Source organism: Microbispora sp. H10885, assembly GCF_014161415.1.
In the GTDB taxonomy this organism is placed as follows: domain Bacteria; phylum Actinomycetota; class Actinomycetes; order Streptosporangiales; family Streptosporangiaceae; genus Microbispora; species Microbispora triticiradicis.
Genome location: NZ_JABBWY010000007.1, coordinates 413,887 through 437,358, shown reverse-complemented (window position 1 = coordinate 437,358; position 23,472 = coordinate 413,887). Strand labels below are relative to the sequence as shown.

Here is a 23,472-nt window from a genome sequence, read left to right as displayed (position 1 = left end):
CTCCTACGTCAGCGACACCCGGGTGAAGCGGGTCTCGAACCCATCGCCGCTCGGAGCTGCGCACATGACCCCGGCGAGGGCGGGCGTATTCGGCGGGAAGTAGGCGAGGCGCAGCATGTGCTCCGGCTCCGCGCCGTTCACGCCGTACCGGACCGTCACGGCGTCGCCCGCGCGCTCGAAGTCGAACGTCGCGGAGACGAGGCCGGCGGGCGCGGGCGTGACGGACCAGTCGGAGAAGCCGCGCGTGACGACCACGCTGAGCTGGTGGCCGCCGTCGACGAACTCGACCCCCGCCTTGATCCAGTTCTCCTCGTCGATCCGCAGCACCGCCCCGGCCTGGTCGTACTGCTCCGCGTAGTCCGCGTCGAACGTCACCGTCAGCCGGAGGTCTCCGGCCACCTCCCGGCCGAACATGTGCGCCGTGTCGAACGAGTACCCGTAATGCGTCTTCTGCCACAGGTCGGTCCGGGCGCCGGCGACGGCCCGCAGCCCCTCTCCGTTCCCCGACCATTCGGCGGGCTCGTTGACCCAGGTGAATCCCTCGAACGCCATGACGCCCCCTTGCCTTCGCTTTGCCGGAATCTGCCTATGAGAGCGCTCTCAGGGCCTCCCGGTCAAGGACGATCTACCAAGCGGTGACTCCGTTTTGTCCTATTTACTATCTCTTTCCATATACTCGTGCCTCACATCACGTTTGACCCTTTTGCAAGCCCCGCCCCTCGCGTGACTCGTATCGCCCCTCCCCCAGGGGCCGCACGCCCGATCGGCACTCGCGCCCCGTCCCGGGGCTGCGTCGCGCTGCCCGGACGCGCGTACGGGGACCCGGCCCCCGGCCGGGAGCCCTCCACGACGTGCGGCCCTCCCCCCGGAGGACCGCGCCGCGAGCGACCCGAAAGGAACTCCATGCACAAGCGAGCCCGTCAGGCGGTCACCGCGGCCCTGGCCGGAACCACCCTTCTCCTCGGCACGGCCACCACGGCCGCCCAGGCCGCGGTGACGCCTCAGGCTCCGCCCACCGCGTCGCTCTCCCCCGCCGACGCGCCCCGCCCGGTCCTGGACCCGGTCGCCATCGGCTCCGCGCTCAACGCGGCCCTCCAAGCAGCCGCCGCGGACGCGAAGCGGATCGCCGCCCTTCCCTCCGGCAAGGCGACCGCCACGTCCTTCTGGGACGCCTCCACCGCCTCAGGCAAGCGCATGCGGTACGCCACGCTCGCCAGCCCCTACTGGCCCCTGGGCACGAAAGTGAAGATCACGTACAAGGGGAAGAGCGCGGTCGGGGTGGTCGAGGACTTCGGCCCGGCCGAGTGGGCCGTCGCACAGCACGACATCCCCGCGATCGTCGACCTCTCCGAGAAGATGATGGCCGACCTGACGGGCGTCGCCTCCAACACCGTCCATGTGCGCTTCCAGGTGCTGAAGTGGGGCAAGGGCCGCGTCTACCGCCACTCGGGGACCGGCTACGACCTGGCCATGGGCCGCTCGTGAGCGCCTGACCCCCGTCCGCCTCCGATGACGGCGCCCGGGCGGCCTCCGCGTACACTGCGAGGGTGCCTGACCCGAAGTTCGAGATCCAGATGCTCCACGACCGCGTGATGGTCAGGGTCGAGCGGGAGTCCGAGGAACGGCGCAGCACCTCGGGCATCGTCATCCCGGCCACGGTCAAGATGGCCAACCGGCTGGTGTGGGGCGAGGTGTGCGGCGCGGGAGTCGGCGCGCGCACGGTCAAGACCGGCGACAAGGTCCTGTTCAACCCCGAGGACCAGTACGAGGTCGAGGTGCAGGGCCAGCTCTACCTGGTGCTGCGCGAGCGGGACCTGCACGCCGTGGCGACGCAGCAGACCGACCACGGCACCGGCCTCTACCTCTGACCCGTCGTGCGCCGCACCACCGGGTCCGCCGCCGCACTCGCCCGTCAGGCCCCACCGCCGAGATCCGCCGTGGTGGCCACGCGGCCGGTCTCCGCGGTGGCCGGGAGGAGCCCGTGGTCGTGCAGAAGGCCGCGGGCGTGAGCGATGGCGGTGGGGGTGTCGGGGAAGATCAGACCGTCGCGCCGAAGGTGACCGGCGATGCCGAGGGCGGCCAGGACCTGGCCGTGTCCGGGTTTCACGCCGGAGATCAGGACGGTGATACCCCGGCGTTCCATGCGGACGATGGCGTGGCCGAGGATCTGGGCGCCGGTCGCGTCCAGGGCGGTGATCCGCGACATCCGCAGGATGACCACGCGGACGTCCGCGACTTCGGACAGTTCGAGCAGAAAGCGGTGGGCGGCGGCGAAGAACAGCGGCCCGTCGAACCGGTAGGCGACGATGTGCTCGCTCAGCAGCCGCCGCTCCTCGGCGCTGTGGTCACCGGCGTCGAGCGGGACCTGGTCGAGGCGGGAGGTCCGGGCGACCGCGCGGAGCGCGAGCACGACGGCCAGGCCGAGACCGACGGCCACCGCGGTGACGAGGTCGAACACGACGGTCACGACGAAGGTCAGGATGAGCACGACGGCGTCGCCGCGGGTCGAGCGGGCCAGCGCGCGCAGGGAGCCGACCTCGACCATGCGGACGGTGGTGGCCAGCAGCACCCCCGCGAGCGCCGCGAGCGGGATCCGGCCGACCAGAGGGCCGGCGGCCAGCACGATCCCGGCGAGGACGGCGGCGTGGGTGAGCGCCGCCAGCCGGGACCGGGCCCCCGCGCGCACGTTCACCGCGGTACGGGCGATCGCGGCGGTCGCCGGCACGCCGCCGAGAAGGGGCGCCGCGAGGTTGGCGATGCCCTGCCCGAACAGCTCCCGGTCGGGGTCGTGTCTCTCGCCGACGCTCATCGCGTCGGCGACGGTGGCGCACAGCAGGCTCTCCAGCGCCGCCAGCGCCGCCACGGCGAGCGCGGACGGCAGGAGAGTTCCCACCATGCCGGGATCGAGGAAACCGAGCGACGGGGCGGGCAGCCCGGCCGGCAGTGCCCCGATCCGGGCGACGTCGAGCGAGAACGCCTGAGCGGCCAGCGTCGCGGCCGCGACGCCGAGGAGGGAGAACGGGACACCCGGCCGCAGCCGGGCGCCGCCCAGCATCACCGCGGCCACCGCCAGCGCCATGAGCGGCGCCGCCCAGGTCGGATGGGCCGCGAAGTGCGCCACGGCTCCGGCCGCGACCTGCCACACTTTCCCGCCGTCTCCGCCTGTCACGCCGAGCGCGGCGGGGACCTGCTGCAGCGCGATGACCACGGCGATCCCGGCGGTGAAGCCCTCGACGACCGAGGTCGGCAGGAACTGGGCGAACCGTCCCGCGCGCAGCGCGGCCAGGGCCAGGAGGACCAGCCCGGCCATCAGGCCGACCATCAGCACTCCGCCGGAGCCGTAGGCGTGCACGATGGGGACGAGGACGACGGTCATGGCGCCGGTCGGGCCGGACACCTGCAGGTTGCTGCCGCCGAACACGGCCGCGAGCGCTCCGGCGACGATGGCGGTCACCAGGCCGGCCTGGGCGCCGAGCCCGGAGGAGACGCCGAACGCCAGCGCCAGCGGCAGGGCCACCACCGCGACGATCAGCCCGGCCACCAGGTCCCGGCCGGGTGAGCGGCGCGCGGCGGTCCAGTCCGACCGTCCGGGCAGCAGGTCCGCCAACCGGCGCGGCACTTCCCGGAGGCTCACCTCGTCTGTTCCAGCTCGGCGAGGAGCTCGTACTGGTCGGCCAGCAGCTCCGTGAGGATGCGGCGGGCCGCGCGCATCATCTCCGACACGTCCGCACCGGCCAGCTCGTAGACCACGGTCGTCCCGTCGCGGCGCGCGGTGACCAGCCCCGCCCGGCGCAGCACCGCCAGCTGCTGCGACAGGTTCGGCGCCTCCACCTCGATCGCGGCCAGCAGTTCCCGGACCTGCCTGGGTCCCTCACACAACAGTTCCAGCACCCGGATGCGCAGCGGATGGCCGAGCGTCTTGAACAGCTCGGCCTTGGCCTGGTAGAGCGGGACCGGCATCACCCGGCCTCGCCCTCGACGACGGGCCCGTCCGCCGGTTCGGGTCTGACGACGACTCCGTGGGCGGCGCCCAGCCGTTCCAGTTCCTCCGCCTCCGAGGCGTGCGTCTGCACGCCGAAGTGATCGCCGTCCCGTTGTGCCGCCGCCAGCGCCCGGCGCGTCGCGGCCAGCCGCTGCCGGAGACTCTCCTCGAAGGAACTCACGCCCCCGGCTCACCTTCACGGTCCAGGTCCGCCTGGCCCGCGCCGTCGCCGGCCTCCGTACGTGCGGGTGCGGCAGGCGTCGCGTCGACGCCCAGCTCCCGCCGCAGGGACTCCAGATCGCCGCCACCGCTGTACTTCAAAGCACGAGCGACCTTCACCTGCTTGGCCTTGGCCCGGCCACGCCCCACAGCCATCGCCTCCTCGTCGGCGGACACTGTTGCCATTATAGGGAATTAAGAAACTCTGCAACCACGGGGGCGGCCAGGTGCGCTCGCAACTGTCGCGACGGCGGGCAGACGCGTCGCACGCCCGTCGCGCAACCCGTCGCGCAACCCCTGCCTGGACCACCCGGCCGCGCTCTAATGTGATGGCGACATCGACCCTTCTCGCGCGATCGGCGGCCCATGACCCTTCAGGACGATCTCGTCGAACTTCGCCGTGCTCTGCACCGGGAGCCCGAGATCGGGCTCGACCTGCCCCGGACCCAGGAGAGGGTGCTCGCGGCGCTCGACGGCCTTCCGCTGGAGATCACGACCGGGGAGCGGCTCACCTCGGTGACCGCGGTGCTGCGGGGTTCGCGGCCGGGGCCGGCCGTGCTGCTGCGCGCCGACATGGACGCGCTGCCGGTGCACGAGAAGACGGACCTGCCGTACCGCTCGCGCGTCGACGGCCGCATGCACGCCTGCGGGCACGACCTGCACACGGCGATGCTCGTGGGGGCGGCCCGCCTGCTCTCCGACCGGCGCTCCGACCTCGAAGGGGACGTGGTGCTCATGTTCCAGCCCGGCGAGGAGGGCGAGGAGGGGGCCAAGCTCATGATCGAGGAGGGGGTGCTCGACGCGGCGGGCGACAGGCCGGTCGCGGCGTACGGCATGCACGTCTTCTCGACCACGATCCCCCGCGGCCTGTTCCTGACCAAGGGCGGGCCCGTGCTCGCCGCGGCCGACACGCTGACCGTGACCGTGCGCGGCAGGGGCGGGCACGGCTCCGCCCCGCATCGCGCCCTCGATCCGATCCCCGCGGCCTGCGAGATCGTGACGGCCCTGCAGACCCACGTGACCCGGACGTACGACGTGTTCGACCCGGTCGTGGTGACGGTGGGGAGCTTCCACGCCGGCACCACCGACAACGTGATCCCGGACGAGGCACGCTTCGAGGTCACGGTGAGGACGTTCTCGCCCGCCACGCGGGACCGGGTCAGGGAGGGCCTCGTACGGCTGGCGCGCGGCATCGGCGAGGCGCACGGGCTCACCGTCGACTGCGTCTTCGGCATCGGCTATCCGGTCACGGTCAACGACGACACCGAGGCCGAGTTCGCCGCGCGGACGGTGCGGGAGGCGCTCGGCGAGGACCGGTACTTCCCGCTCCCCACCCCCGCGACCGGCTCGGAGGACTTCTCGTACGTGCTGGAGCAGGTGCCGGGGGCCTTCCTCGTGGTCGGCGCCTGCCCGCCCGGACGGGACCTCGCCACCGCCCCGTCGAACCACTCGGCGGAGGCGGAGTTCGACGACGCCATCCTGGCCGACGGCGCCGCGCTGCTGGCCGAACTGGCGATCCGGAGGCTGACCCGGGCCACCGTCTGACCGTCGCCCGCGGGCCGGCCGGCTCACGGGCACGGCTCAGGTTCGCACGGCTCAGGTCGGCGTGCGGGTCAGCTCAGCAGCTCGCGGGCCTTCTGGATCAGGTCGACGCCCAGGGTCAGCCGTATCGACACCCAGACGATCACGGCCGCGCAGGCGAGGGTCAGCGCGCCCGCCACGATGCGGACGAACCAGTTCTGCCGCTTGAGCCAGTCCGTCGCCCGCCTGACCCAGTGCTTGGCGAACTCCAGCACCCGGCTCGCCCAGGCGAACTCGGTGGCCAGCACGGCGAGGCCGGTGAAGACCACCAGCCAGCCCGGCCCCGGGAACGGCACCATGATCAGCCCGCCGACGACGAGGGCGGTCCCGATCACCCCGATGACGATCCGCAGCGTCAGCCGGCCCGCCGGAGTCGCGCGCACCCGGTCCAGCAGGCCCCGCGACTCTCCCTCTTCCTCACCCGTCCGACTGCTCTCAGCCGTAGCCACACGGCTCACCCCCATCCGTTGCCCACGATAGTCAGCCGGGCCTTTGGCCACGGTCACCGACGTCACCCCTCTTCGAGGCAGGCCGCGGTCTGCTCGGCGATCTCCAGTTCCTCGTTGGTCGGCACCACCAGCACCGTCACCTCGGCGCCCTCCGGAGAGATCGCCCTGGCCTCCGCCGACTCGGCGGCGTTGCGGGCGGGATCGACCTCGATGCCGAGCCGCGTGAGACCGGCCGTCGCCAGCGCGCGGACCCGCGCGCTGTTCTCCCCCACGCCGCCGGTGAACACGACCGCGTCGACGTGGCCGAGCGCCGCGTAGTAGGCGCCGACGTAGGCGCGCACCCGGTAGCCGTACACGTCGAGCGCGAGCCGGGCGTCCTCGTCGCCCGCGTCGGCCAGCCGCCAGACCTCCCGCATGTCGTTGGCGCCGCACATGCCGAGCAGGCCGCTCTCCTTGTTCAGCGCCGTGTCGACGTCGCCGAGCCCCATCCCCGCGACCCGGGCGAGGTAGGCGGGCAGCGCCGGGTCCACGTCGCCGGATCTGGTGCCCATCACCAGGCCGGCGAGGGGGGTGATGCCCATCGACGTGTCCACGCTCCGCCCGCCCCGCACGGCCGTCGCGCTCGCGCCGTTGCCGAGGTGCAGCACGATCGAGTTCACCTCGCCGTACGGCCGTCCCAGCAGGGCCGCCGCCCGGCGCGAGACGTACGCCGTGGAGGTGCCGTGGAAGCCGTAGCGGCGCACGCCGAGCTTGCGGGTCCACTCGCGGGGGACCGCGTAGGTGTGGGCGTGTGGCGGGATCGTCCCGTGGAAGGCCGTGTCGAACACGGCGACGTGGGGCAGCCCGGGGAAGGCCCGCCGGGCGACCCGGATGCCCTCCAGGTTGGCCGGGTTGTGCAGCGGCGCCAGCGGCGCGATCTCCTCGATGGCCCGCTCGACCGCGTCGTCGATCAGGACGGGCGTGACGAACCGGCTGCCGCCGTGGACGACCCGGTGCCCGAGCGCGGTCACCCCGTCGAGCGACGGCCCGTGCTCGGCGAACGCCGCGAGCACGGCCTTCAGGCCCTCCTCGTGGTCGGCCACCCTGCGCTCGACCCGCACACCGTCGTGGACGAGCGCGCTCGCGTCCTCGCCGATGCGCTCGACGAGCCCGCCGGCCACACCGGTGCGGGTCGTCATGTCGATCAGGCGGTACTTGATGGACGACGATCCCGTGTTGAGGACCAGGACCTGCCCGCCCACCCCGTCTCCCCGCGCCTGCGCGCTCACCGCTTCTCCTCCCGCGCCCGCACGCTCACGGCGCCTCCTCCCGCACCTGGGCCTGGATGGCCGTGATCGCGACGGTGTTGACGATGTCGCCGACCGTCGCCCCGCGCGACAGGTCGTTGACCGGCTTGCGCAGACCCTGCAGCACCGGGCCGATCGCGACCGCGCCGGCGCTGCGCTGCACGGCCTTGTAGAGGTTGTTGCCCGTGTTGAGGTCGGGCACCACGAACACCGTCGCCCGCCCGGCCACCTGACTGTCCGGCATCTTGGTGCGCGCCACGCTGGGCTCGGCCGCCGCGTCGTACTGGATCGGCCCCTCCACCGGCAGGTCCGGCCGCAGCGCGCGGACCCGCTCCGTCGCCTCCCGCACCTTGTCCACCTCGGGCCCGGCCCCGGACTCGCCGGTCGAGTACGACAGCATGGCCACGCGCGGATCGACCCCGAACCGGGCGGCGGTGGCGGCCGAGGAGATCGCGATGTCGGCGAGCTGGGCGGCCGTCGGATCGGGCACGACGGCGCAGTCGCCGTACACGAGCACCCGGTCGGCGAGGCACATGAAGAAGACGCTGGAGACGACGCCGACGCCCGGCGACGTCTTGATGATCTCGAACGACGGCCGGATCGTGTGCGCCGTGGTGTGGGCGGCGCCCGAGACCATGCCGTCGGCCAGCCCGAGGTGGACCATCATCGTGCCGAAGTAGGACACGTCGGTCACGATGTCGCGGGACTGCCCGAGGGTGATGCCCTTGTGCGCCCGCAGCCGGGCGTACTCCTCGGCGAACAGCTCGCGCAGCTCGGGGTCGAACGGGCTCACCACCCGGGCGCCGTCGACGGCCAGGCCCATCGTGTTCGCCGCCAGCCGGATCTCCCGCTCGTCGCCCAGCAGGGTCAGCTCGGCGACGCCCCGGCGCAGCAGGCTGTCTGCCGCGCGCAGGATGCGCGGCTCGGCGCCCTCCGGCAGCACGATGTGCCGGCGGTCGGCGCGGGCCCGGTCCAGCAGGTCGTACTCGAACATCAGCGGGGTGATCGCGGCGGCCTTGGTGACCCGCAGGCTGCGCAGCAGGGCCGAGGCGTCGACGTGCTCGGCGAAGACACCGAGCGCCGTGTCGATCTTGCCGGGGGCGTCGGGGCTGAACCGCCCCTCGGCCTTCGACAGCTTCGTCGCGGTCTCGAACGTGCCGCCCGGGGTCGTGATGATCGGCAGCCGGATGTCCATGCCCTTCAGCAGGCGGACGACCGCGTCGGGCAGTTCGAGGCCGCCGTTCAGGATGATCGCCGACAGGGCGGGGAACGTGCGCGACTTGTGCGCGGCCAGCAGGCCCGGCACCAGCGCGGCGGCCCGGTCGGCCGGGACGACGACCGCGAGGCCCTCGGTGAGGCGCTCCAGGATGTTCGGCAGCGACATCGCGCCGATCATCAGGCCGCCCGTCTCCCGGCCCAGCTGGGCGGCGTCGCCCAGGTACAGCTCGCCGTCGCATGCGGCCATCAGGTCGCTGACCGTCGGGGCGGACAGCCGCCGCACCTCCGGCAGCACGTACGCGGGGACCCGGGCGGCGACCTCGTCCACCAGGGCGGGCGCCACCCTCGTGACGACCGTGGCCAGCTCGGTGGCGTGCCGCTCGGCGAGCTCCTTACGCGACATCTCGACCGCCGTGGCGATCTCGTCGGGCGTGCGGTCGAGACCGGTGACCACGTTCATCACCGGCGTGCCGAGGTTCGCGGCGAGCTGGGCGTTGAACGTGAACTCGGTGGGCGCGCCCACGTCCGTGTAGTCCGTGCCGATCACCACGACCGCGTCGCACCGCCCGGCCAGCGCCCGGTAGCGGGCCAGGATCTCCCCGGCCGCGCGGTCCTCGTCGGCGTGCACGTCCTCGTAGGTGACGCCCGTGCACATGTCGTAGGACAGGCCGATCGCGAAGCGGCTCCGCGCGGTGTTGACCAGGCTGTCCTCGCGGCCCGCCCGGACCACCGGCCGGAACACGCCCACCGTGCCGACCTGGCGGGTCAGGAGCTCGATCATGCCGAGGGCGATCGTGCCCTTGTTGCTCCTCGCGTCGCCGGCCGCGACGTAAACCCCGATCGCCATCGCGCAGTCACCCCTGTGTCCGGCCACCCCTGCCTCCGGGCGGCCCGACGGCCCGCCCAGGCAAATCTACGCGACCGGCCGTACGGGCGCGGCAGCCGAACGGCACATCCGTACCCCCTCTTCCCAACGGCCTCGGGAGTTCCACCTCCCCCGAGGCGTCCTCCCGTCGTGACCTCCGGGAACAAGCCCCGGACCTCCTCTTTCAGGGCCGGTCGTAGATCGAATGATCGCCGACACGGCACCAGACCAGGAGGGGTTCGCCGTCGTCAGCGGTGCCGAACTCGAAGGTCGCTCTGCCGTCTGGAGAGGCGCAGTTTCATGTCATCGAGTAGACACGCGTGTCCGTGAGCTTGTGAACACGTAGCCGAGAAGGCCAGGGGACGCGGCCTGTGTGTGCCCACTGCTCGATGGCCGGAAGGAAATGCTTGAAGACGGCTTCTCTGAAAAGCGCGTACTGCTCGGGGGAAGCCGGGCCACGTCCCGGAGAAACACAGCCGTACGCTCGAATCTCACGGGAGATCTTCTGCGCGGACCGCGTCTATCTCAACGAAGAGGTCGTCCATCGTGGCGAAGGAGCGGGTCCGGCCCTCACGGATCTCTTCGTCGGCTTCGGCCTCCGCCGACTGCCATCCGGACGTCCAGTACCAAACTTCGTCCAAGGGCACGATGGCGGCAACACGGCGACCCTGGTCCGTCAGGTAGGCGATGGCGTGCCGCTGTGCGGGGGTCACGCGCCCTATAGTAACGGATCGAGCACAGATCGTGACACGCGTCTTCGCCGATGTCCAGGGTCTGTTCAGACCGGGAGACGGGCGAGGAGGCCGTCCAGCCCACTACGGACGGCGTCCGGGTCGCCGATGCCGAGACCGTGCGTGACCTCGTGCCATGGCCCGAGCCGGTGCCACAGCAGTGCTCGTTCGACGACCTCGGCGGCGACGTCGTACTCCGCCGCCACGGCCCTGGAGAAGACCGGAGGGGCACCGTTGAGCGCCCACGCCAGGTCGAGCGCCGCGTCGCCGACGTGCGCGTCGCTGAAGTCGATGACACCGCTCACCACGCCGTCCCGCGCGAGCACATGTCCGGGCCCGAGATCGCCGTGGACCAGAGCGGTGGCGGGCAGCGTGGCCACGGCGTCCAGTACCAACCGGGCGGCGCCTCGCCGGTCCCCCGGCAGGAGCGGTACGACACGCGTGCCGAAGTCCTCGACCATGACCGCCCGCTCCCGCAGTGCTTCTCTCGCGGGCGGGGCACCACGCCGCACGGCCTCCACGGGATCGGTCGCGTGCAGTGCGCGCAGGAACGCGCCCAGGGCGCGGCCGCCGACGGCGTCGAAGGTCCCGAGCGGCTCACCGACGATCACCTCATGCCGCACGACCAGGGGCTCCCGCCGCAGGACGTGGGGTAACGGAACGGGCAACGGTAACCGCGGCGCGAGCCACGGCATCAGGCGGGTCTCCATGAGCAGTCGCCCGGCCACCTCCGGCCTCCTGGGGCGGCGCTCCACCCACCGCTCTCCGACCAGCCGCGCCTGGCTGTCCCACCCCGTCCCGCCCCACTCCCCCGACAGTCCCCGCACCACGCCAGTAGATCAGCTCTGCCATGGCGCGCCCCACCCCTTTCCGGCCCCGGAGGCCCTTGGCCGGAGCCGCCACGCGAAAGGACGGCCGTACGGGCGGGTGTCGCCCGTACGGCCGTCGTCGCGTTATCTCAGGAGGCGGTGCAGGTCAGCGTGGCCGGGACCGCGTTGGTGTTGTTCCAGCTCGCCTGGAAGCCGAACACCGTGGACGCCCCGGGGCTGAGCGAGCCGTTGTAGTTCACGTTGGTGACCGTGACGTTCGCCCCGGACTGGCTCACCGTGCCGTTCCAGAGCTGGCTGATCGTCTGGCCGTTCGCGAAGGCCCACTTGACGGTCCAGCCGCTGGTCGCCACGGTGCCGGTGTTCTTCACCGTGACCTCGCCCTGGAAGCCGCCCGGCCACTGGTTGGCCACCTTGTACGTCGCCGAGCACGACTTGCCGCCCGACGGGGTCGCCGAGGGCGACTGGCTGGGCGAGGCGGACGGGGACGCACTCGGAGACGGGCTCGGGGACGGGCTGGGCGAGGGCGACGCCGACGGAGACGGAGACGGAGACGGCGAGGGAGACGGCGACGCGGACGGGGAGGCCGAGGGAGACGCCGACGGGGACTGCGGGGTGCCGTTCCGGTCGCCGTAGATGACGCCCCGGCCGTTGGTGCCGAGGTAGACCCGGCCGTAGATCCGGGGATCGCCGGTCAGGGCCTCGCCCATGTTGCCGTACTGGTGCTGGTCGTCGTTGATGCGCACCCAGCTCGCGCCGGTGTCGTCGGACCGGAACAGGCCGTCGACGCCGTCGACGGCGCCGGCCAGGTAGAGCGCCTGGTACGACTTGCCGGGCGCCGCCTTGCCGAAACCGACGTTGATCGAGTCGCTGACGTTCGACAGCTTGGTGAACGAGGCGCCCGAGTTGGTGGAGTGCCACAGGCCGCCGTCCCCGGCCAGCCAGATGTCGCCCTCCTTGCCGGGCAGCGCCTTGAAGTGGACGTCGGTCGTCGGCAGGCCGGTGGCCGCGGTGGCGCTGAAGCTCGCGCCGCCGTTGGTGCTCACGTAGAACTTGCCGCCGGAGTAGGCGTAGAACTTCTGCGCGTTCACCCGGTCGGACTCGACGATCGCGTTGGCCGGGACGCCGGTGGAGGCGCTCCAGCTGTTGCCGTAACCGACGGAGTAGACGACCTGGATGCCGGGGTCGGCCGGCGACCACACGAAGCGGCTGCCGTCCGCCGCCGCGGCGACCGTGCCGCCGTTGTTGACGCCGCCCGGCTCGGTGCCCTGGAACCAGTTGGCCCCGCCGTCGGTGGAGAAGGCGACATGGCTGTCGTTCGGCCGGTCGGAGTCGGTGAAGTTGCCGGCCCGCACCATCACGCTCGGGTTGGTCTCCGCGTAGTCGAGCGAGGTGGTCGAGGTGAAGACGGGCTGGGTGAACATCATGGACGGCACGGCGTCGAGGTTGGTGTGCCGGAAGCCGCCGATGTCGCCGAGCGCGCTGATCAGCGGGGCGCCGGTCGGCGGGCTGATCAGGTCGAGTACGGCGGTCTCCTCCAGGCCCTTCACCATCGGCTTGAGCGTGAACTGGCCGCCGGAGTCCCACTTGGTGAGGTCGGTCGTGCCGTAGATCGTCGCGCCGGTGCCGTACATCATCCGGTCGGAGTTGAACGGGTCGATCTCGACCGACTCGTTCATCCAGCCGAGCTTGGGCGTGACCTCCGGAGGCTGCGGGTTGGTCCCGAAGGTCAGCCAGGGCGCGGACGAGATGTCCATCTTGTAGCGGAAGCTGCGGTTGGGGTACGACGTCCAGTCCCAGATGCGGGTCCAGGTCGCGCCGCTGTCGGTGCTCCGCCAGAAGATCGCGTCGGGCCACCAGGAGACCTGCGTGGCCACCATGATGGTCTTCGGGTTCTGCCGGTCGATGGTCAGGCCGCTGTAGCCGAAGTAGTCGTCGCCGCTGCTGGACGGGATCGGGCTGATCTGGGTCCAGGCGCCGGTGGCGGTGGCGTAGCGCCACACGTCGCCCTTGCCCCCGTCGTACGGGCCGCCGGTGTCGCTGGTGGCGATATAGAGGTAGCCGTTGGCGGTGTCGAGCACGCCCTTGTGGGCGATGTAGCCGGTCGGCTGCCCGGCGACCCGCTCCCACGAGGTGCCGCCGTTGGTGGTCCGGTAGACCGTGTTGCTCTTGTCGGCCACGCCGACGTAGATGGTCTGGGTGGCGTTGCCCGAGGTGCCGGTCCGCTTGTCGAAGGTCACCCAGACGACGCCCTGGTTGTCACCGTTGTACGCGTCTCCGGGGCTGGCGACGTAGTTGCCGACGTTGGGGAAGTTGGTCACCTTGGCCCAGGTGGCGCCGGAGTCGGTGCTGCGCCAGAGGCCGTTGCCGCTGGGCGCGCCGAAGTACAGGACGCTGTTCTTGTTCGGGTCCACCGCGAGGCGCTCGCCCATGCCGCGTCCGGGCATGTTGCCGCCCAGCTTGAACGGCAGCGGGCTGACCTGCCAGGAGGCGCCCTTGTTCGACGAGCGGATGATCGCGCCGTTGTTGGGGTCCCAGCTGTTCGTGTACATGCCGACGGCGGCGTACACCTTGTTGGCGTCCACCGGGTCGGGGGTGATGCTGACGACCCCGTTGTAGCCCCAGTTCGACTGGCCGACCCAGTCGAGCAGCGGCGTCCAGGTCTGGCTGGACTGCTCCCACCGGTACGCGCCGCCGATGTCGGTGCGGGCGTAGATGAGGTCCTTCTGGACCGGGCTGAACACGATGCCGGGAACGAAGCCGCCCCCGGCGATCTGCACGTTCTTGAACGTGTACGGATCGGCGGCGACGGCCGACACCGGCGCCATCCTGATCACGGCCGTGACCAGCGCCATGGCGGCGATCACAAGCAGGGATGCGAGTCTTCGCATGGACGGTTTTCCCTCCGGGGGGCATGGACAACCGGCCATGCACGATCAGGCGGGGACCCTGACCGTCCTTCTCCTCCGTGCATGGAAATCTGAACGAGAGAGTCACACATCGGCCGAAGCGCCGTCAATAGTTTGGCGTCCAGACAAAATCTAAACCGGTTTCACCAGGGGGGCCGCTTCCTGTTCCCTCCCGGAGGTAGAACATAATTCCGGTCATGACTACAGCTCTCGTACTGGGCGGCGGAGGTGTCGCCGGGATCGCCTGGGAGGCGGGGATCGTGACCGGCCTGCGCCGCCTCGGCGTGGACCTGGGGACGGCGGACCGCATCGTCGGCACCTCGGCGGGGTCGGTCGTCGGCACGCTGGTGGCCACCGAAGCCGACCTGGAGGAGGCGATCGCCCACCAGGCCGAGGTGGACACCGGACCGCCACCCGTCGTCGACATGGACGCCATCATGCAGGCGTTCGCCGTCATGTCCGACCCCGCGCTGGACCGCCGCGAGGCCCGGCGCCGGGTCGGGCAGATGGCCCTGGCGGCCCGGGTCGACCACCAGGCGGAGCGGCTCGCGGCCGTGGGCGAGCGGCTCCCGGTCAAGGAGTGGCCGGACCGCGACCTGCGCGTCACCGCCGTGGACGCCGCGACGGGCGAGTTCGTCGTGTGGGACCGGTCGGCCGGCGCGCCGCTGGTGCTCGCGGTCGCGTCGAGCTGCGCGGTGCCGATGGTCTTCCCGCCGGTGGAGATCGGCGGCAGGCACTACGTGGACGGCGGGGTCCGCTCCGCGACCAACGCCGACCTGGCCGGCGGAGCGCGGACGATCGTCGTGCTGGAGCCCCTCGGTCACCTGACCCCCAGGGCGGTGCTCGACGCCGAGTTGCTGAAGGCCGGCGCGGACGCCGCGTACACGGTGCATCCCGACGGGGCGTCGCGGGAGGTGTTCGGCGCCGACGTGCTCGACCCGCGGTTGTGGGGGCCGGCCTTCCGGGCGGGGCTCGACCAGGCCGCCGCCGTCGCCGCCCCGCTCGCCGGCATCTGGGCCTGACCCGGCTGAGGGCGGCGGCGGAACCGCGTCCGCGCGCCGCCCCCGCCCGGCCTCGGGTCATCCGGCCTCGCTGACCGCCTTGCTCACCGCGTTGGGGCCGTCGTACTCCCGGTCCGGGATGCGCTCCAGCGCGTTCAGGACCGTGTCGTCGGCGCCCTGGTCGCGGGCCGTATTGATCAGGTCCGACTTCCCGGCCGGGTAGTCCACGCCCTTCAGGTGCTTCTGCAACTGGATCGGGTTCGGGGCGTCGGCCATGACCTGTCTCCCTTCGTCCGTGTCCTCTCACCTGCTCGCCTACCCGCTCGTCCGCCCGGCCACGCGGGACGCCGCGGCGGACGCCCGAAACCGGCTTTACCGGGCCCTCACCTGCGGTTTTGTCACGATTGGGTATACACGAGCCCACTTTGTGAGACAGGGAGGCGTGAGGGTAGCTGGCGTTGCGTGCCTGATGCCCAATTGCTGGCCGCACAGGATCTGCGGCTCGACGTCAACCTCCTGGACTACGTGATCCTCGCCCTGTACTTCCTCGTGGTACTGGGAATCGGCTTCGCCGCTAGGCGGGCCGTACGGACGAGCCTGGACTTCTTCCTCTCGGGCCGCGCGCTTCCCGCCTGGATCACCGGCCTCGCCTTCATGTCCGCCAACCTCGGCGCCACCGAGATCCTCGGCATGGCCGCCAACGGCGCGCAGTACGGCCTGATGACCGTGCACTACTACTGGATCGGCGCGGTCCCCGCGATGGTGTTCCTCGGCGTCGTGATGATGCCGTTCTACTACCGGTCGAAGGTGCACAGCGTCCCCGAGTTCATGCGCCGCCGCTTCAACGGCGCGACCCAGCTGCTGAACGCCTCGACGTTCGCCCTCGCGCAGATCCTCATCGCCGGGATCAACCTGTACGCGCTCGGGCTCGTCATGGACGCACTGCTCGGCTGGCCGCTGTGGCTGTCCATCATCGTGTCGGCGGCGATCGTGCTCGCGTACATCACGCTCGGCGGCCTGTCCTCGGCGATCTACAACGAGGTCATGCAGTTCTTCGTGATCGTCGCGGCGCTCGTGCCGATCGTGGTGATCGGCCTGACCCGGGTCGGCGGCTTCTCCGGCCTCGGCGAGAAGGTCAAGCAGGGCGTGCTCGGCGAGGGCGGCCTGCACACCTGGGCGCAGACCGGCGGCACCGACAACCCGATGAGCGCCAACTGGATCGGCCTGGTCCTCGGCCTCGGGTTCGTGCTGTCCTTCGGCTACTGGACCACCAACTTCGCCGAGGTCCAGCGCGCCCTGTCGGCCCGCAACACCAACGCGGCCCGGCTCACCCCCATCGTCGCGGCGTACCCGAAGCTCGTGATCCCGATCGTGACCGTGATCCCGGGCCTCGTCGCGGTGGTGCTGTTCGGCAACCTGGGCAAGGACGGCGGGCCGACGTACAACGAGGCGATCCCGCTGCTGATGAACGAGTTCCTGCCGAACGGCGTGCTCGGCATCGCGGTGACCGGCCTGCTCGCGTCGTTCATGGCCGGCGTGGCCGCCAACATCAGCGGCTTCAACACGGTCTTCACGTACGACATCTGGAAGTCGCACGTCAACGGCGGCCACTCGGACGAGTGGTACGTACGGCTCGGCCGGATCGCCACCACCGGCGGCATCGTCGCGGGGATCGGCGCGGCGTTCATCGCGGCGGGCTTCAGCAACATCATGAACTACCTGCAGTCGCTGTTCTCGTTCTTCAACGCCCCGCTGTTCGCGACGTTCATCATCGGCCTGTTCTGGCGGCGGATGACCGCGTGGGCGGGTTTCTGGGGCCTGCTGAGCGGCACCGTCTGCGCCTTCGCGTCGTACATCCTCTACAAGGTGGGCGTGCTCGACTTCGGCACCGAACTCAACGCGAGCTTCTGGGGCGCGGGCATCGCCTTCGTGGTCGACGCGGTCGTCTCGGTCGTGGTCACGCTCGTCACCACCCCCAAGCCGCAGAGCGAGCTGCGCGGGCTCGTCTACGGCCTGAGCGACGCGTCCGTCTCGGACGACGCGCTGGCGGGAGACGCCGCCTGGTACCGCTCCCCCGTGATCCTCGGCGCCGGGGCGGTCGTCCTCGCCGCGGCGTTCTACCTGCCCTTCCTGTAGGAGGTTCCCATGGCCGCCCCGCAACGGCTCTTCGACATCCGCCGCGTGATCGGTGGTCTGTTCCTGCTGTACGGACTGATCCTCACGGTCACCGGCCTGTTCGACGGCGCCCAGGAGATCCAGAAGGCGGAGGGCATCCGCATCAACCTGTGGACGGGCATCGCCATGCTCGTGGTCGGCGGCGCCTTCCTGCTGTGGGAGCGCCTGCGCCCGTCCGACGCCCCCGCGCCGTCCGACGCCTCCTCCGGCGACGAGGAGTGAGGGGGATTCCCTCTCACAGGACACGAGGGCCGCGGTCGTCCCGACCGCGGCCCTCGTCGTATCCGATGACGCGTATCCGATGACGCGGTCAGCGCGGACGGACCACCGCTCCGGCGGCGCCTTCGGGAACGGCGGCACCGGCGGCTTCGGGACCGGCGTTTCGGGGTCCGGGCGCGGAGTCCTTCGTGACGACGACGGGAGGCACCAGCACGGCGGGGATCGAGGCCGTGGTGCCGTTGGACACGGTGGCCGTGCCGTACACGGTTCTGCCGCCCGCGACCTCGACGGCGAGTCTCGCCGCGGCGGCGGCCTCGGCGGCGACGTCGGCGCGCACGGTCGCGGCCGAGGCTTGCGTCGGCGCCCGCCGCGGGACGCCCGTCCCGCCCTGGCCGACCAGCGGGACCCCGGCCGCGCCCGCTCGCGCCAGCTCGGCCGCGACCGCCTCGGTCGCGTCGCCCGGGCAGCAGACGCCGGCCACCTTCGCGGGCCCGCCGAGCGCCGCGAGGGCCGCCGCCACCTCGCGCGCCGCGTCACCGGGCCGGGCCAGGTCCCGTTCCCGGGCGATCGTCACGCGGCCGTCCAGCACCGCGTGCAGGCTGCGCTTCACTGCCGCCGCGTACGGATCGCCCGGCGGTCCGTTGAGGAGCAGGACGGGCCCGGGGCGCTTCATCGCGCCGAGCAGGGCCAGGGCCTGCATCCGGCCGGCCCGCGCCGGGTCGGTCGAGACGTACGCGTCCACCGGCCCGTCGGCGAGCCGGTCGTACGCGACGACCTTCGCCCCGGCCAGCTTCGCCCGCGCCACCCAGGGGGCGGCGGAGCCGGGGTCCACCGCGCCGAGGACCAGCACCCGGACGCCGTCCGCCAGCATCCGCCCGATCTGCCGTCCCTGCCGGGCCCGGTCACCGGCCGCGTTCGCGTACTCGACCCGGCAGCGCGGGCAGCGAGCCGTTAAGGCGCGGGTGAACAGGGCGCGCTCCGGGCCCTCGTGCGGAAGCAACAGGCCGACGGTGAAGCCCTCGCGGATGGTCCCGATGGCGCCGAGCCCCGCTTCCCGCTCCTCCCCTCGCTGTCCGCACGCCGAGACCGACGCCAGGAGAAGCACGCAGACGCCCGCCAGCCGTCTCCCCACCGGGACACCCCCGATCCGTTGCGGAGCCACGTTTCGCAGAGCCGTCGTGTGTGGAGCCTGACCACCTCTCGCATCACATACCCGGACAATGGCCCCATAACTCCCAGACCACCCAGCGGCACCAGCGGACGATCAGCGGAGGCGGTGATTACGCCGTGGGCCGAAGGGCGCCGCTCCCCTCCGAGCCCGCATCCCCTCCTGCCCTAAGTTGTGAGAGACTCCACCATTGCGGGGCGGTAGCTCAGCCGGTCAGAGCATCGGACTCATAATCCGTGGGTCGTGGGTTCAAGTCCCACCCGCCCTACCACGTATGACCAGCGATCAGCGGTCCGACCTGCGCATGCTCCGATGGTCACGCCTGTCCGGACATGCCGTTGGAAGCCGCCTCGCTCACATGTCCGGCTCGGCCGTCCAGAACTGCCGGAGGATGAGCGGCCTCACCTCTTACGAGGCGTTCTCAGCTGAGGCGTCTTCGTCGCCGCACAATGCTTGCCGCTTGAAGGCCGTCAGCGCGTCATCGATGGGGTGGGGCTGCGGCCTTCCCGAAGAATCGATCGTGTTCCACCTCGCGAGGTTCATCGCGACGGAGATCTGACGCCGGCCGTCGGCTCGGATCCAGGACTGCGTTTCCGCGCCCCAGACCGTCCCGTCGTTGCCCCAGAAGGTGCCGCAACCCGGGATCTGGAGCTCGTGCAGGCCGAGGCCGTAGGAGATCATCTGCCCGGACTGGCTGATGACGGGGCCGGTACGCCGCATCTGGGCCAGCGATGACGGCTTGACGATCTTGCCGTCGAGCAGCTTGCCGTAGAAGCGGTTGAGATCCCCCATCGTGGACACCAGCGAGGCCCCTATCCCTGTCCAGGACATGTCGTAGACGCTGTAGTCGCGCGGCGGGTCGATCAAGCCGAAGAACGCCTCGTACATCCGTGGGTGCGGTCCCTCGACACGCGGCCCGGCCGGAAACACGGTGTGCCGCAACCCGGCGCGTCTGATGACGTTCTGGGTGATGTACGTCTCGGCGGTGGTACCGGTCACCTTCTCCAAGAGTTCGCCGAGGATCAGGTAATTGGTGTTGGCGTACACCCCCGGCGAGCCTCCGGGCTCGCCGACGGCGGGGGCCCTGAGCCCCATCCCGATCAGCTCAGCCGGAGTGAACCGCTTGAACCGGTTGTCGTCCAGGCTCTTGGGCGACATGTCCGGAAGAGAAGGAAACTTCTGGAGGGACGGGAACGCATAGCCGAGGTATTCGGCTATGCCGCTGGTGTGGTTGAGCAGCATCCGAACAGTGATCTTCTCGCCGCGTTCGCCCGGCACCAGGTGCGGCAGGTAGCGGCCGATCGGCGCGTCGAGCTCGACTCGCCCCTTCTCGACCTGCTGCAGGACCGCGGCCGCGACGAAGGTCTTGGCGAGGCTGCCGACGCGTTGCAGCATGCCCGGCGTCACGGGACGGCCGGTCTCCACATCGGCCACCCCGGAGGCACCGCGCCAGATCTGGCCGTCAGAGCGCACCTCGGCGAACACACCGGGCATCCCCGCGCGGTGGACATCGTCCAGGGCGGACTTCAGCCTCGCGGGATCGACGCCTGTCGCCGAGCCGGTCGCGTCGGCCCGCACGACTGCCGTCTCGCTGGTCGCGGGCACCGCCGTCACCGTGCCGGCGCCGACACCCAGCATGGCCACGCTTGCCAATGCCATCGGTCCGATCTTCACGCCGTTCGTCCTTTCGTGATCCCTGGGCGCGACGGGGACTGTCCCCTCGCGTACATGCCGGACATCGTGGCCTTCGGGCCGGTCAGCGGTCGTCCTGCCCAGGAAGACATCTCAGCCCGGCACCCGGGGAGTAGGCCCCGCCCGGCTACATCGTGTGGAGTAGCGACCCATCACACTCGTTCCTCGACCCCCGGGCTCGGCCCGCTTCCTCCACCGCCAGGCAGAGCCTCGAACACCGACCCGCCGCCCTGAGGGCGGCCGATGCCGGCGGGTGTCCGGCGGCAGGAGCGCCAGTCGGCCGCGGTTGGCGGACTGCGGTGGTCAAGGACGCAGGGTTGCCCGGCGGTCGCTCGCGCGTACGCGCAAGACGTCCGCCGGCCGGTAGGGTCATCCGCGTGGATCTCGACGACACCGCCGCCCGGCTCGGGGTATCCGTCGAGGACGTCGAGCGCGTGCACCGGCTCGCCGGCGACCGGCCGTCGGCTCCGCTGCCCGCCAAGGCCGACGTGCCCGCGATCCTCGACCGGCTCGCGGTCCTGCCGGACGACGCCGCCGAGATCATGGCGGGCTGGCCCGACCCCGGATCTCCACTGTGGAATCCGGAGCTGCGCTGGCTGCTCGACCGCTCGATCGCACTGGTCCGCGCCGATCTCGGGGGCCACGGCTGGCTCTCGCCAGGTCCGGAGCTGCCGCGCGAGCGAGGCCCTGCCTGGCGGCATCTCTACGTGTACGCGTACCTGGCCCTGGTCGACGTCGTCAGGGGATACCACCGCGACCACGACATCGCCGATGCCGTGTCGTGGACGACCCTCGCGGACCTGGGTCGCAACCTCGCGGTCGACCGGCGGATGCACCGCGAGGGCTGGCCGGTCATGCAGAGCTGGCTGACATTGCACGCCCGCGGCGGCGTCTACGAGCTGGGCCGACTGCAGTACCAGCGCGGCGATACCGACATCGGCGTGCACATCTTCGAGTCGGGACCGATGACCCCGGATGCGGTCACGGCGTCGCTCGACGAGGCCCGCGCGTTCTTCCCGCGCCACTTTCCCGACGAGCGCTACACGGCGTTCTCCTGTGGCTCGTGGCTGCTCGACCCACAGCTGCTGGAGTACCTGCCCGAGGACTCCAACATCGTCCGGTTCCAGCGAAGGTTCGAGCTGGAGCCCTACGAGGAGCCGGAAGGGCTGGACGCCGACGCCGAGGTGCTGCGGTTCGTGTTCCGCACCCTGACCACGCCGCTCGACCAGCTGCCGCGCCGCACCGTGCTCGAGCGCGCGATCGTCGACCACCTGAAGGCCGGCCGCCACTGGCACTGGCGCCGCGGCCGCTTCCCGATCTAGCCACACCTCCAGGTTCCGTCTCCCGGACATCCCGCCGCATCCTGCCGGGCGTGTCGGACCGGGCCGATCCCCGCCTCAGCGGCACGCAGGCCGGCGGAGTATGCGCAGGCGACCATCGCGGCCGTCACGGGCCCGCCTACGGACAAGACGGTGGCAGAATGCGACCATGCGGCCACCCAGAGCGAAGTACTTCAACACCACGGGCCCGTGCGACCCGCGGCGTCACTACATGCTGCCCCCCACGCCGCGGCTCCCGCAGGCGCGCGCTCATCGAGATGGACCGCTACTTCGTGCTGCACGCGCCCCGGCAGACCGGCAAGACGACCACGCTGGGCGCCTTGGCGTCCGAGCTGAACGCCGAGGGCGACATCGCCGCCCTGATGTTCTCCTGCGAGCGCGCAAAATCAGCCGGAGACGACTACGCCGCCGCAGAAGAGATTTTGCTGAAGTCCCTCCGTCAGGCCGCCGAGTGGGCGGCATGGCCGGAGGAGTTGCTGCCGCCGGACGCCTGGCCGCAAGCTCCGGCAGGCGCCCGATTCGGTTCGGCGCTGACCGAGTGGTGCCGCCGCTGCCCGCGCAGGGTGGTGCTGTTCCTGGACGAGATCGACGCCCTGCAGGGCAACAGCATGGTCAGCATCCTCAGCCAGCTCCGCGACGGCCACAACGCACGGCCGGGAGGCCGTCCGTTCCCCGAGTCGGTGGTGCTGTGCGGGCTGCGCGACGTGCGTGACTACAAGGTCGCCTCGGGCGGCGAACCCGGCAGGTCGAACCCGGCCAGCCCGTTCAACATCGTCACCGAGTCGCTGCGCCTGGACGACTTCAGCGCCGACCAGATCGCCGAGCTGTACGGCCGGCACACAAAGGAAACCGGCCAGGAGTTCACCATGGACGCGCTGGACCGGGTCTTCGAGCTGACACAGGGACAGCCGTGGCTGGTCAACGCCCTCGCCTACGAGATCACCGTACGGATGGGGGTGACTGATGCCGTCACCGCCGGGCAGGTGGAAGACGCCAAGGAGCGGTTGATCCGGGCGCGCGCCACCCATCTGGACTCTCTGATGGCCCGGTTGCACGAGCCGCGGGTCAAGCGGGTGCTGGAGCCGGTCGTGGCCGGGGTCTTCCCCCACGTCGAGCCCGGCTTCTCCGACGACCTTTCCTACGTCCGCGACCTGGGCCTGATCAGGCAGAGACCCCCACTGGAGGTGGCGAACCCGATCTATCGGGAGGTGATCCTGCGGGTGCTGGGCGACCCGTCGGAGCAGTACGTGATGGCCGATCCGCACAGCTTCGTACTGCCGGACGGCAGATTCGACCTGCCGCGCCTGCTGGAGGAGTTCGTCGTCTTCTGGCGCGAGCACGGCGAGGTCCTCGTCCGGCAGGAGGGTTATCACGAGGCCGCCTGCCAGATCATCCTCATGGCCTTCCTGCACCGCCTGGTCAACGGCGGTGGCCACCTCGACCGGGAGTACGCCGCCGGCACCAAGCGACTGGACGTGCTCATCCGCTGGCCCTACACCGGCCCCGAAGGCGAACGGCACATTCAGCGAGAGGCCATGGAACTGAAAGTCAGGCGAGCAGGCGAAAACGACCCGACGTCCGACGGCCTCGCCCAGCTCGACCGTTATCTGGACCGGCTCACTCTCTCCACCGGCGTCCTGGTGATCTTCGACCGCCGCCCCGAGGCCCCGCCCTGGAAGGAACGCGGCGGCTTCGAGCAGGCGACCACCCCCTCCGGCCGCCAGGTCACCGTCCTGCGCGTCTGACGGAGTTGATCACAAACTCTGCGGCGCCGCGCCCTCTACAGCCGACCTCGCGCCGCGAGCCTCAC

The 23,472-nt window shown here is 71.2% G+C and carries 22 protein-coding genes and 1 tRNA gene; 9 read left to right on the top strand and 14 right to left on the bottom strand.

All coding sequences use genetic code 11. The features are described 5' to 3' along the window. Window positions 1-3: 3 nt before the first annotated feature. Window positions 4-552: a DUF1349 domain-containing protein gene (locus tag HHX37_RS20965; RefSeq protein WP_182886452.1), complete on the bottom strand. Its 549-nt coding sequence runs from the start codon at window positions 550-552 to the stop codon at window positions 4-6. Window positions 553-903: 351 nt separating this feature from the next. Here HHX37_RS20965 and HHX37_RS20960 point away from each other — a divergent pair, with 351 nt between their 5' ends. Together HHX37_RS20960 and HHX37_RS20955 are read left to right on the top strand one after the other, a co-directional pair. Further along, window positions 904-1,485: a hypothetical protein gene (locus HHX37_RS20960; protein WP_182886451.1), complete on the top strand. Its 582-nt coding sequence runs from the start codon at window positions 904-906 to the stop codon at window positions 1,483-1,485. 62 nt (window positions 1,486-1,547) lie between these two features. Beyond that, window positions 1,548-1,868: a GroES family chaperonin gene (locus tag HHX37_RS20955; protein WP_111700027.1), complete on the top strand. Its 321-nt coding sequence runs from the start codon at window positions 1,548-1,550 to the stop codon at window positions 1,866-1,868. Between the two features lie 44 nt (window positions 1,869-1,912). On the opposite strand, the gene HHX37_RS20950 is transcribed toward HHX37_RS20955, so the two are convergent. From HHX37_RS20950 to HHX37_RS20935, 4 genes are read right to left on the bottom strand one after another with little or no spacing between them, the layout of a single operon-like run. Next, window positions 1,913-3,634, bottom strand: coding sequence for a SulP family inorganic anion transporter (locus HHX37_RS20950; RefSeq protein ID WP_182886450.1), 1,722 nt, complete (start codon window positions 3,632-3,634; stop codon window positions 1,913-1,915). Continuing rightward, window positions 3,631-3,960 (bottom strand): ArsR/SmtB family transcription factor, encoded by a 330-nt coding sequence (locus tag HHX37_RS20945; protein WP_111700025.1) that lies wholly within the window; start codon window positions 3,958-3,960, stop codon window positions 3,631-3,633. The genes HHX37_RS20950 and HHX37_RS20945 overlap by 4 nt, the downstream gene beginning before the upstream one ends. Further along, the gene (locus tag HHX37_RS20940) at window positions 3,960-4,163 is read right to left on the bottom strand and encodes a hypothetical protein (RefSeq protein WP_182886449.1); all 204 of its coding nucleotides are present in this window, start codon (window positions 4,161-4,163) and stop codon (window positions 3,960-3,962) included. Before HHX37_RS20940 ends, HHX37_RS20945 begins: the two co-directional genes overlap by 1 nt. Beyond that, window positions 4,160-4,378: a DUF3073 family protein gene (locus HHX37_RS20935; protein ID WP_396776252.1), complete on the bottom strand. Its 219-nt coding sequence runs from the start codon at window positions 4,376-4,378 to the stop codon at window positions 4,160-4,162. Before HHX37_RS20935 ends, HHX37_RS20940 begins: the two co-directional genes overlap by 4 nt. A 189-nt stretch (window positions 4,379-4,567) precedes the next feature. Here HHX37_RS20935 and HHX37_RS20930 point away from each other — a divergent pair, with 189 nt between their 5' ends. Continuing rightward, complete coding sequence (locus tag HHX37_RS20930) at window positions 4,568-5,746, top strand: M20 metallopeptidase family protein (RefSeq protein ID WP_182886448.1); 1,179 nt, start codon at window positions 4,568-4,570, stop codon at window positions 5,744-5,746. A gap of 68 nt (window positions 5,747-5,814) precedes the next feature. Here HHX37_RS20930 and HHX37_RS20925 read toward each other — a convergent pair whose 3' ends face one another. From HHX37_RS20925 to HHX37_RS20900, 6 genes are all read right to left on the bottom strand, one after another. Continuing rightward, the gene (locus HHX37_RS20925) at window positions 5,815-6,231 is read right to left on the bottom strand and encodes a TIGR02611 family protein (RefSeq protein ID WP_310737907.1); all 417 of its coding nucleotides are present in this window, start codon (window positions 6,229-6,231) and stop codon (window positions 5,815-5,817) included. A 62-nt stretch (window positions 6,232-6,293) separates the two neighbouring features. Continuing rightward, the gene (locus HHX37_RS20920; RefSeq protein ID WP_310740463.1) at window positions 6,294-7,499 is read right to left on the bottom strand and encodes an acetate kinase; all 1,206 of its coding nucleotides are present in this window, start codon (window positions 7,497-7,499) and stop codon (window positions 6,294-6,296) included. A gap of 25 nt (window positions 7,500-7,524) precedes the next feature. Then, complete coding sequence (pta, locus tag HHX37_RS20915; protein ID WP_182886447.1) at window positions 7,525-9,582, bottom strand: phosphate acetyltransferase; 2,058 nt, start codon at window positions 9,580-9,582, stop codon at window positions 7,525-7,527. A 509-nt stretch (window positions 9,583-10,091) separates the two neighbouring features. Further along, window positions 10,092-10,313 (bottom strand): hypothetical protein, encoded by a 222-nt coding sequence (locus HHX37_RS20910; protein ID WP_182886446.1) that lies wholly within the window; start codon window positions 10,311-10,313, stop codon window positions 10,092-10,094. 65 nt (window positions 10,314-10,378) lie between these two features. Continuing rightward, complete coding sequence (locus HHX37_RS20905) at window positions 10,379-11,158, bottom strand: phosphotransferase (RefSeq protein WP_220502998.1); 780 nt, start codon at window positions 11,156-11,158, stop codon at window positions 10,379-10,381. Between the two features lie 131 nt (window positions 11,159-11,289). Next, window positions 11,290-14,049 carry a cellulose-binding domain-containing protein gene (locus tag HHX37_RS20900; protein WP_182886445.1) on the bottom strand — a complete coding sequence of 920 codons (2,760 nt, stop codon included), beginning with the start codon at window positions 14,047-14,049 and terminating at the stop codon, window positions 11,290-11,292. Between the two features lie 215 nt (window positions 14,050-14,264). On the opposite strand from HHX37_RS20900, the gene HHX37_RS20895 reads away from it, so the two are divergent. Then, window positions 14,265-15,089, top strand: a complete 825-nt coding sequence (locus HHX37_RS20895; RefSeq protein ID WP_182886444.1) for a patatin-like phospholipase family protein — start codon at window positions 14,265-14,267, stop codon at window positions 15,087-15,089. Between the two features lie 57 nt (window positions 15,090-15,146). Here the strand turns inward: HHX37_RS20895 and HHX37_RS20890 are convergent, their stop codons facing one another. Beyond that, window positions 15,147-15,344, bottom strand: a complete 198-nt coding sequence (locus HHX37_RS20890; protein WP_111700017.1) for a DUF2795 domain-containing protein — start codon at window positions 15,342-15,344, stop codon at window positions 15,147-15,149. 186 nt (window positions 15,345-15,530) lie between these two features. On the opposite strand from HHX37_RS20890, the gene HHX37_RS20885 reads away from it, so the two are divergent. Next, complete coding sequence (locus tag HHX37_RS20885; RefSeq protein ID WP_310737909.1) at window positions 15,531-17,204, top strand: sodium:solute symporter family protein; 1,674 nt, start codon at window positions 15,531-15,533, stop codon at window positions 17,202-17,204. 9 nt (window positions 17,205-17,213) lie between these two features. After that, on the top strand, window positions 17,214-17,465 hold the full coding sequence (locus HHX37_RS20880) for a hypothetical protein (protein ID WP_111700015.1): 252 nt from the start codon (window positions 17,214-17,216) through the stop codon (window positions 17,463-17,465). A gap of 88 nt (window positions 17,466-17,553) precedes the next feature. On the opposite strand, the gene HHX37_RS20875 is transcribed toward HHX37_RS20880, so the two are convergent. Beyond that, on the bottom strand, window positions 17,554-18,594 hold the full coding sequence (locus HHX37_RS20875; protein WP_182886443.1) for a substrate-binding domain-containing protein: 1,041 nt from the start codon (window positions 18,592-18,594) through the stop codon (window positions 17,554-17,556). A gap of 230 nt (window positions 18,595-18,824) precedes the next feature. On the opposite strand from HHX37_RS20875, the gene HHX37_RS20870 reads away from it, so the two are divergent. Further along, window positions 18,825-18,901 (top strand) — tRNA-Ile (locus HHX37_RS20870). Window positions 18,902-19,038: 137 nt separating this feature from the next. On the opposite strand, the gene HHX37_RS20865 is transcribed toward HHX37_RS20870, so the two are convergent. Continuing rightward, entirely contained in the window at window positions 19,039-20,304 is a 1,266-nt protein-coding gene (locus tag HHX37_RS20865) for a serine hydrolase domain-containing protein (protein WP_310740462.1), read from the bottom strand. 395 nt (window positions 20,305-20,699) lie between these two features. On the opposite strand from HHX37_RS20865, the gene HHX37_RS20860 reads away from it, so the two are divergent. Next, window positions 20,700-21,644 (top strand): acyltransferase domain-containing protein, encoded by a 945-nt coding sequence (locus HHX37_RS20860; RefSeq protein WP_182886442.1) that lies wholly within the window; start codon window positions 20,700-20,702, stop codon window positions 21,642-21,644. Window positions 21,645-21,919: 275 nt separating this feature from the next. Next, window positions 21,920-23,407 (top strand): ATP-binding protein, encoded by a 1,488-nt coding sequence (locus tag HHX37_RS20855; protein WP_220502997.1) that lies wholly within the window; start codon window positions 21,920-21,922, stop codon window positions 23,405-23,407. Window positions 23,408-23,472: the final 65 nt, after the last annotated feature.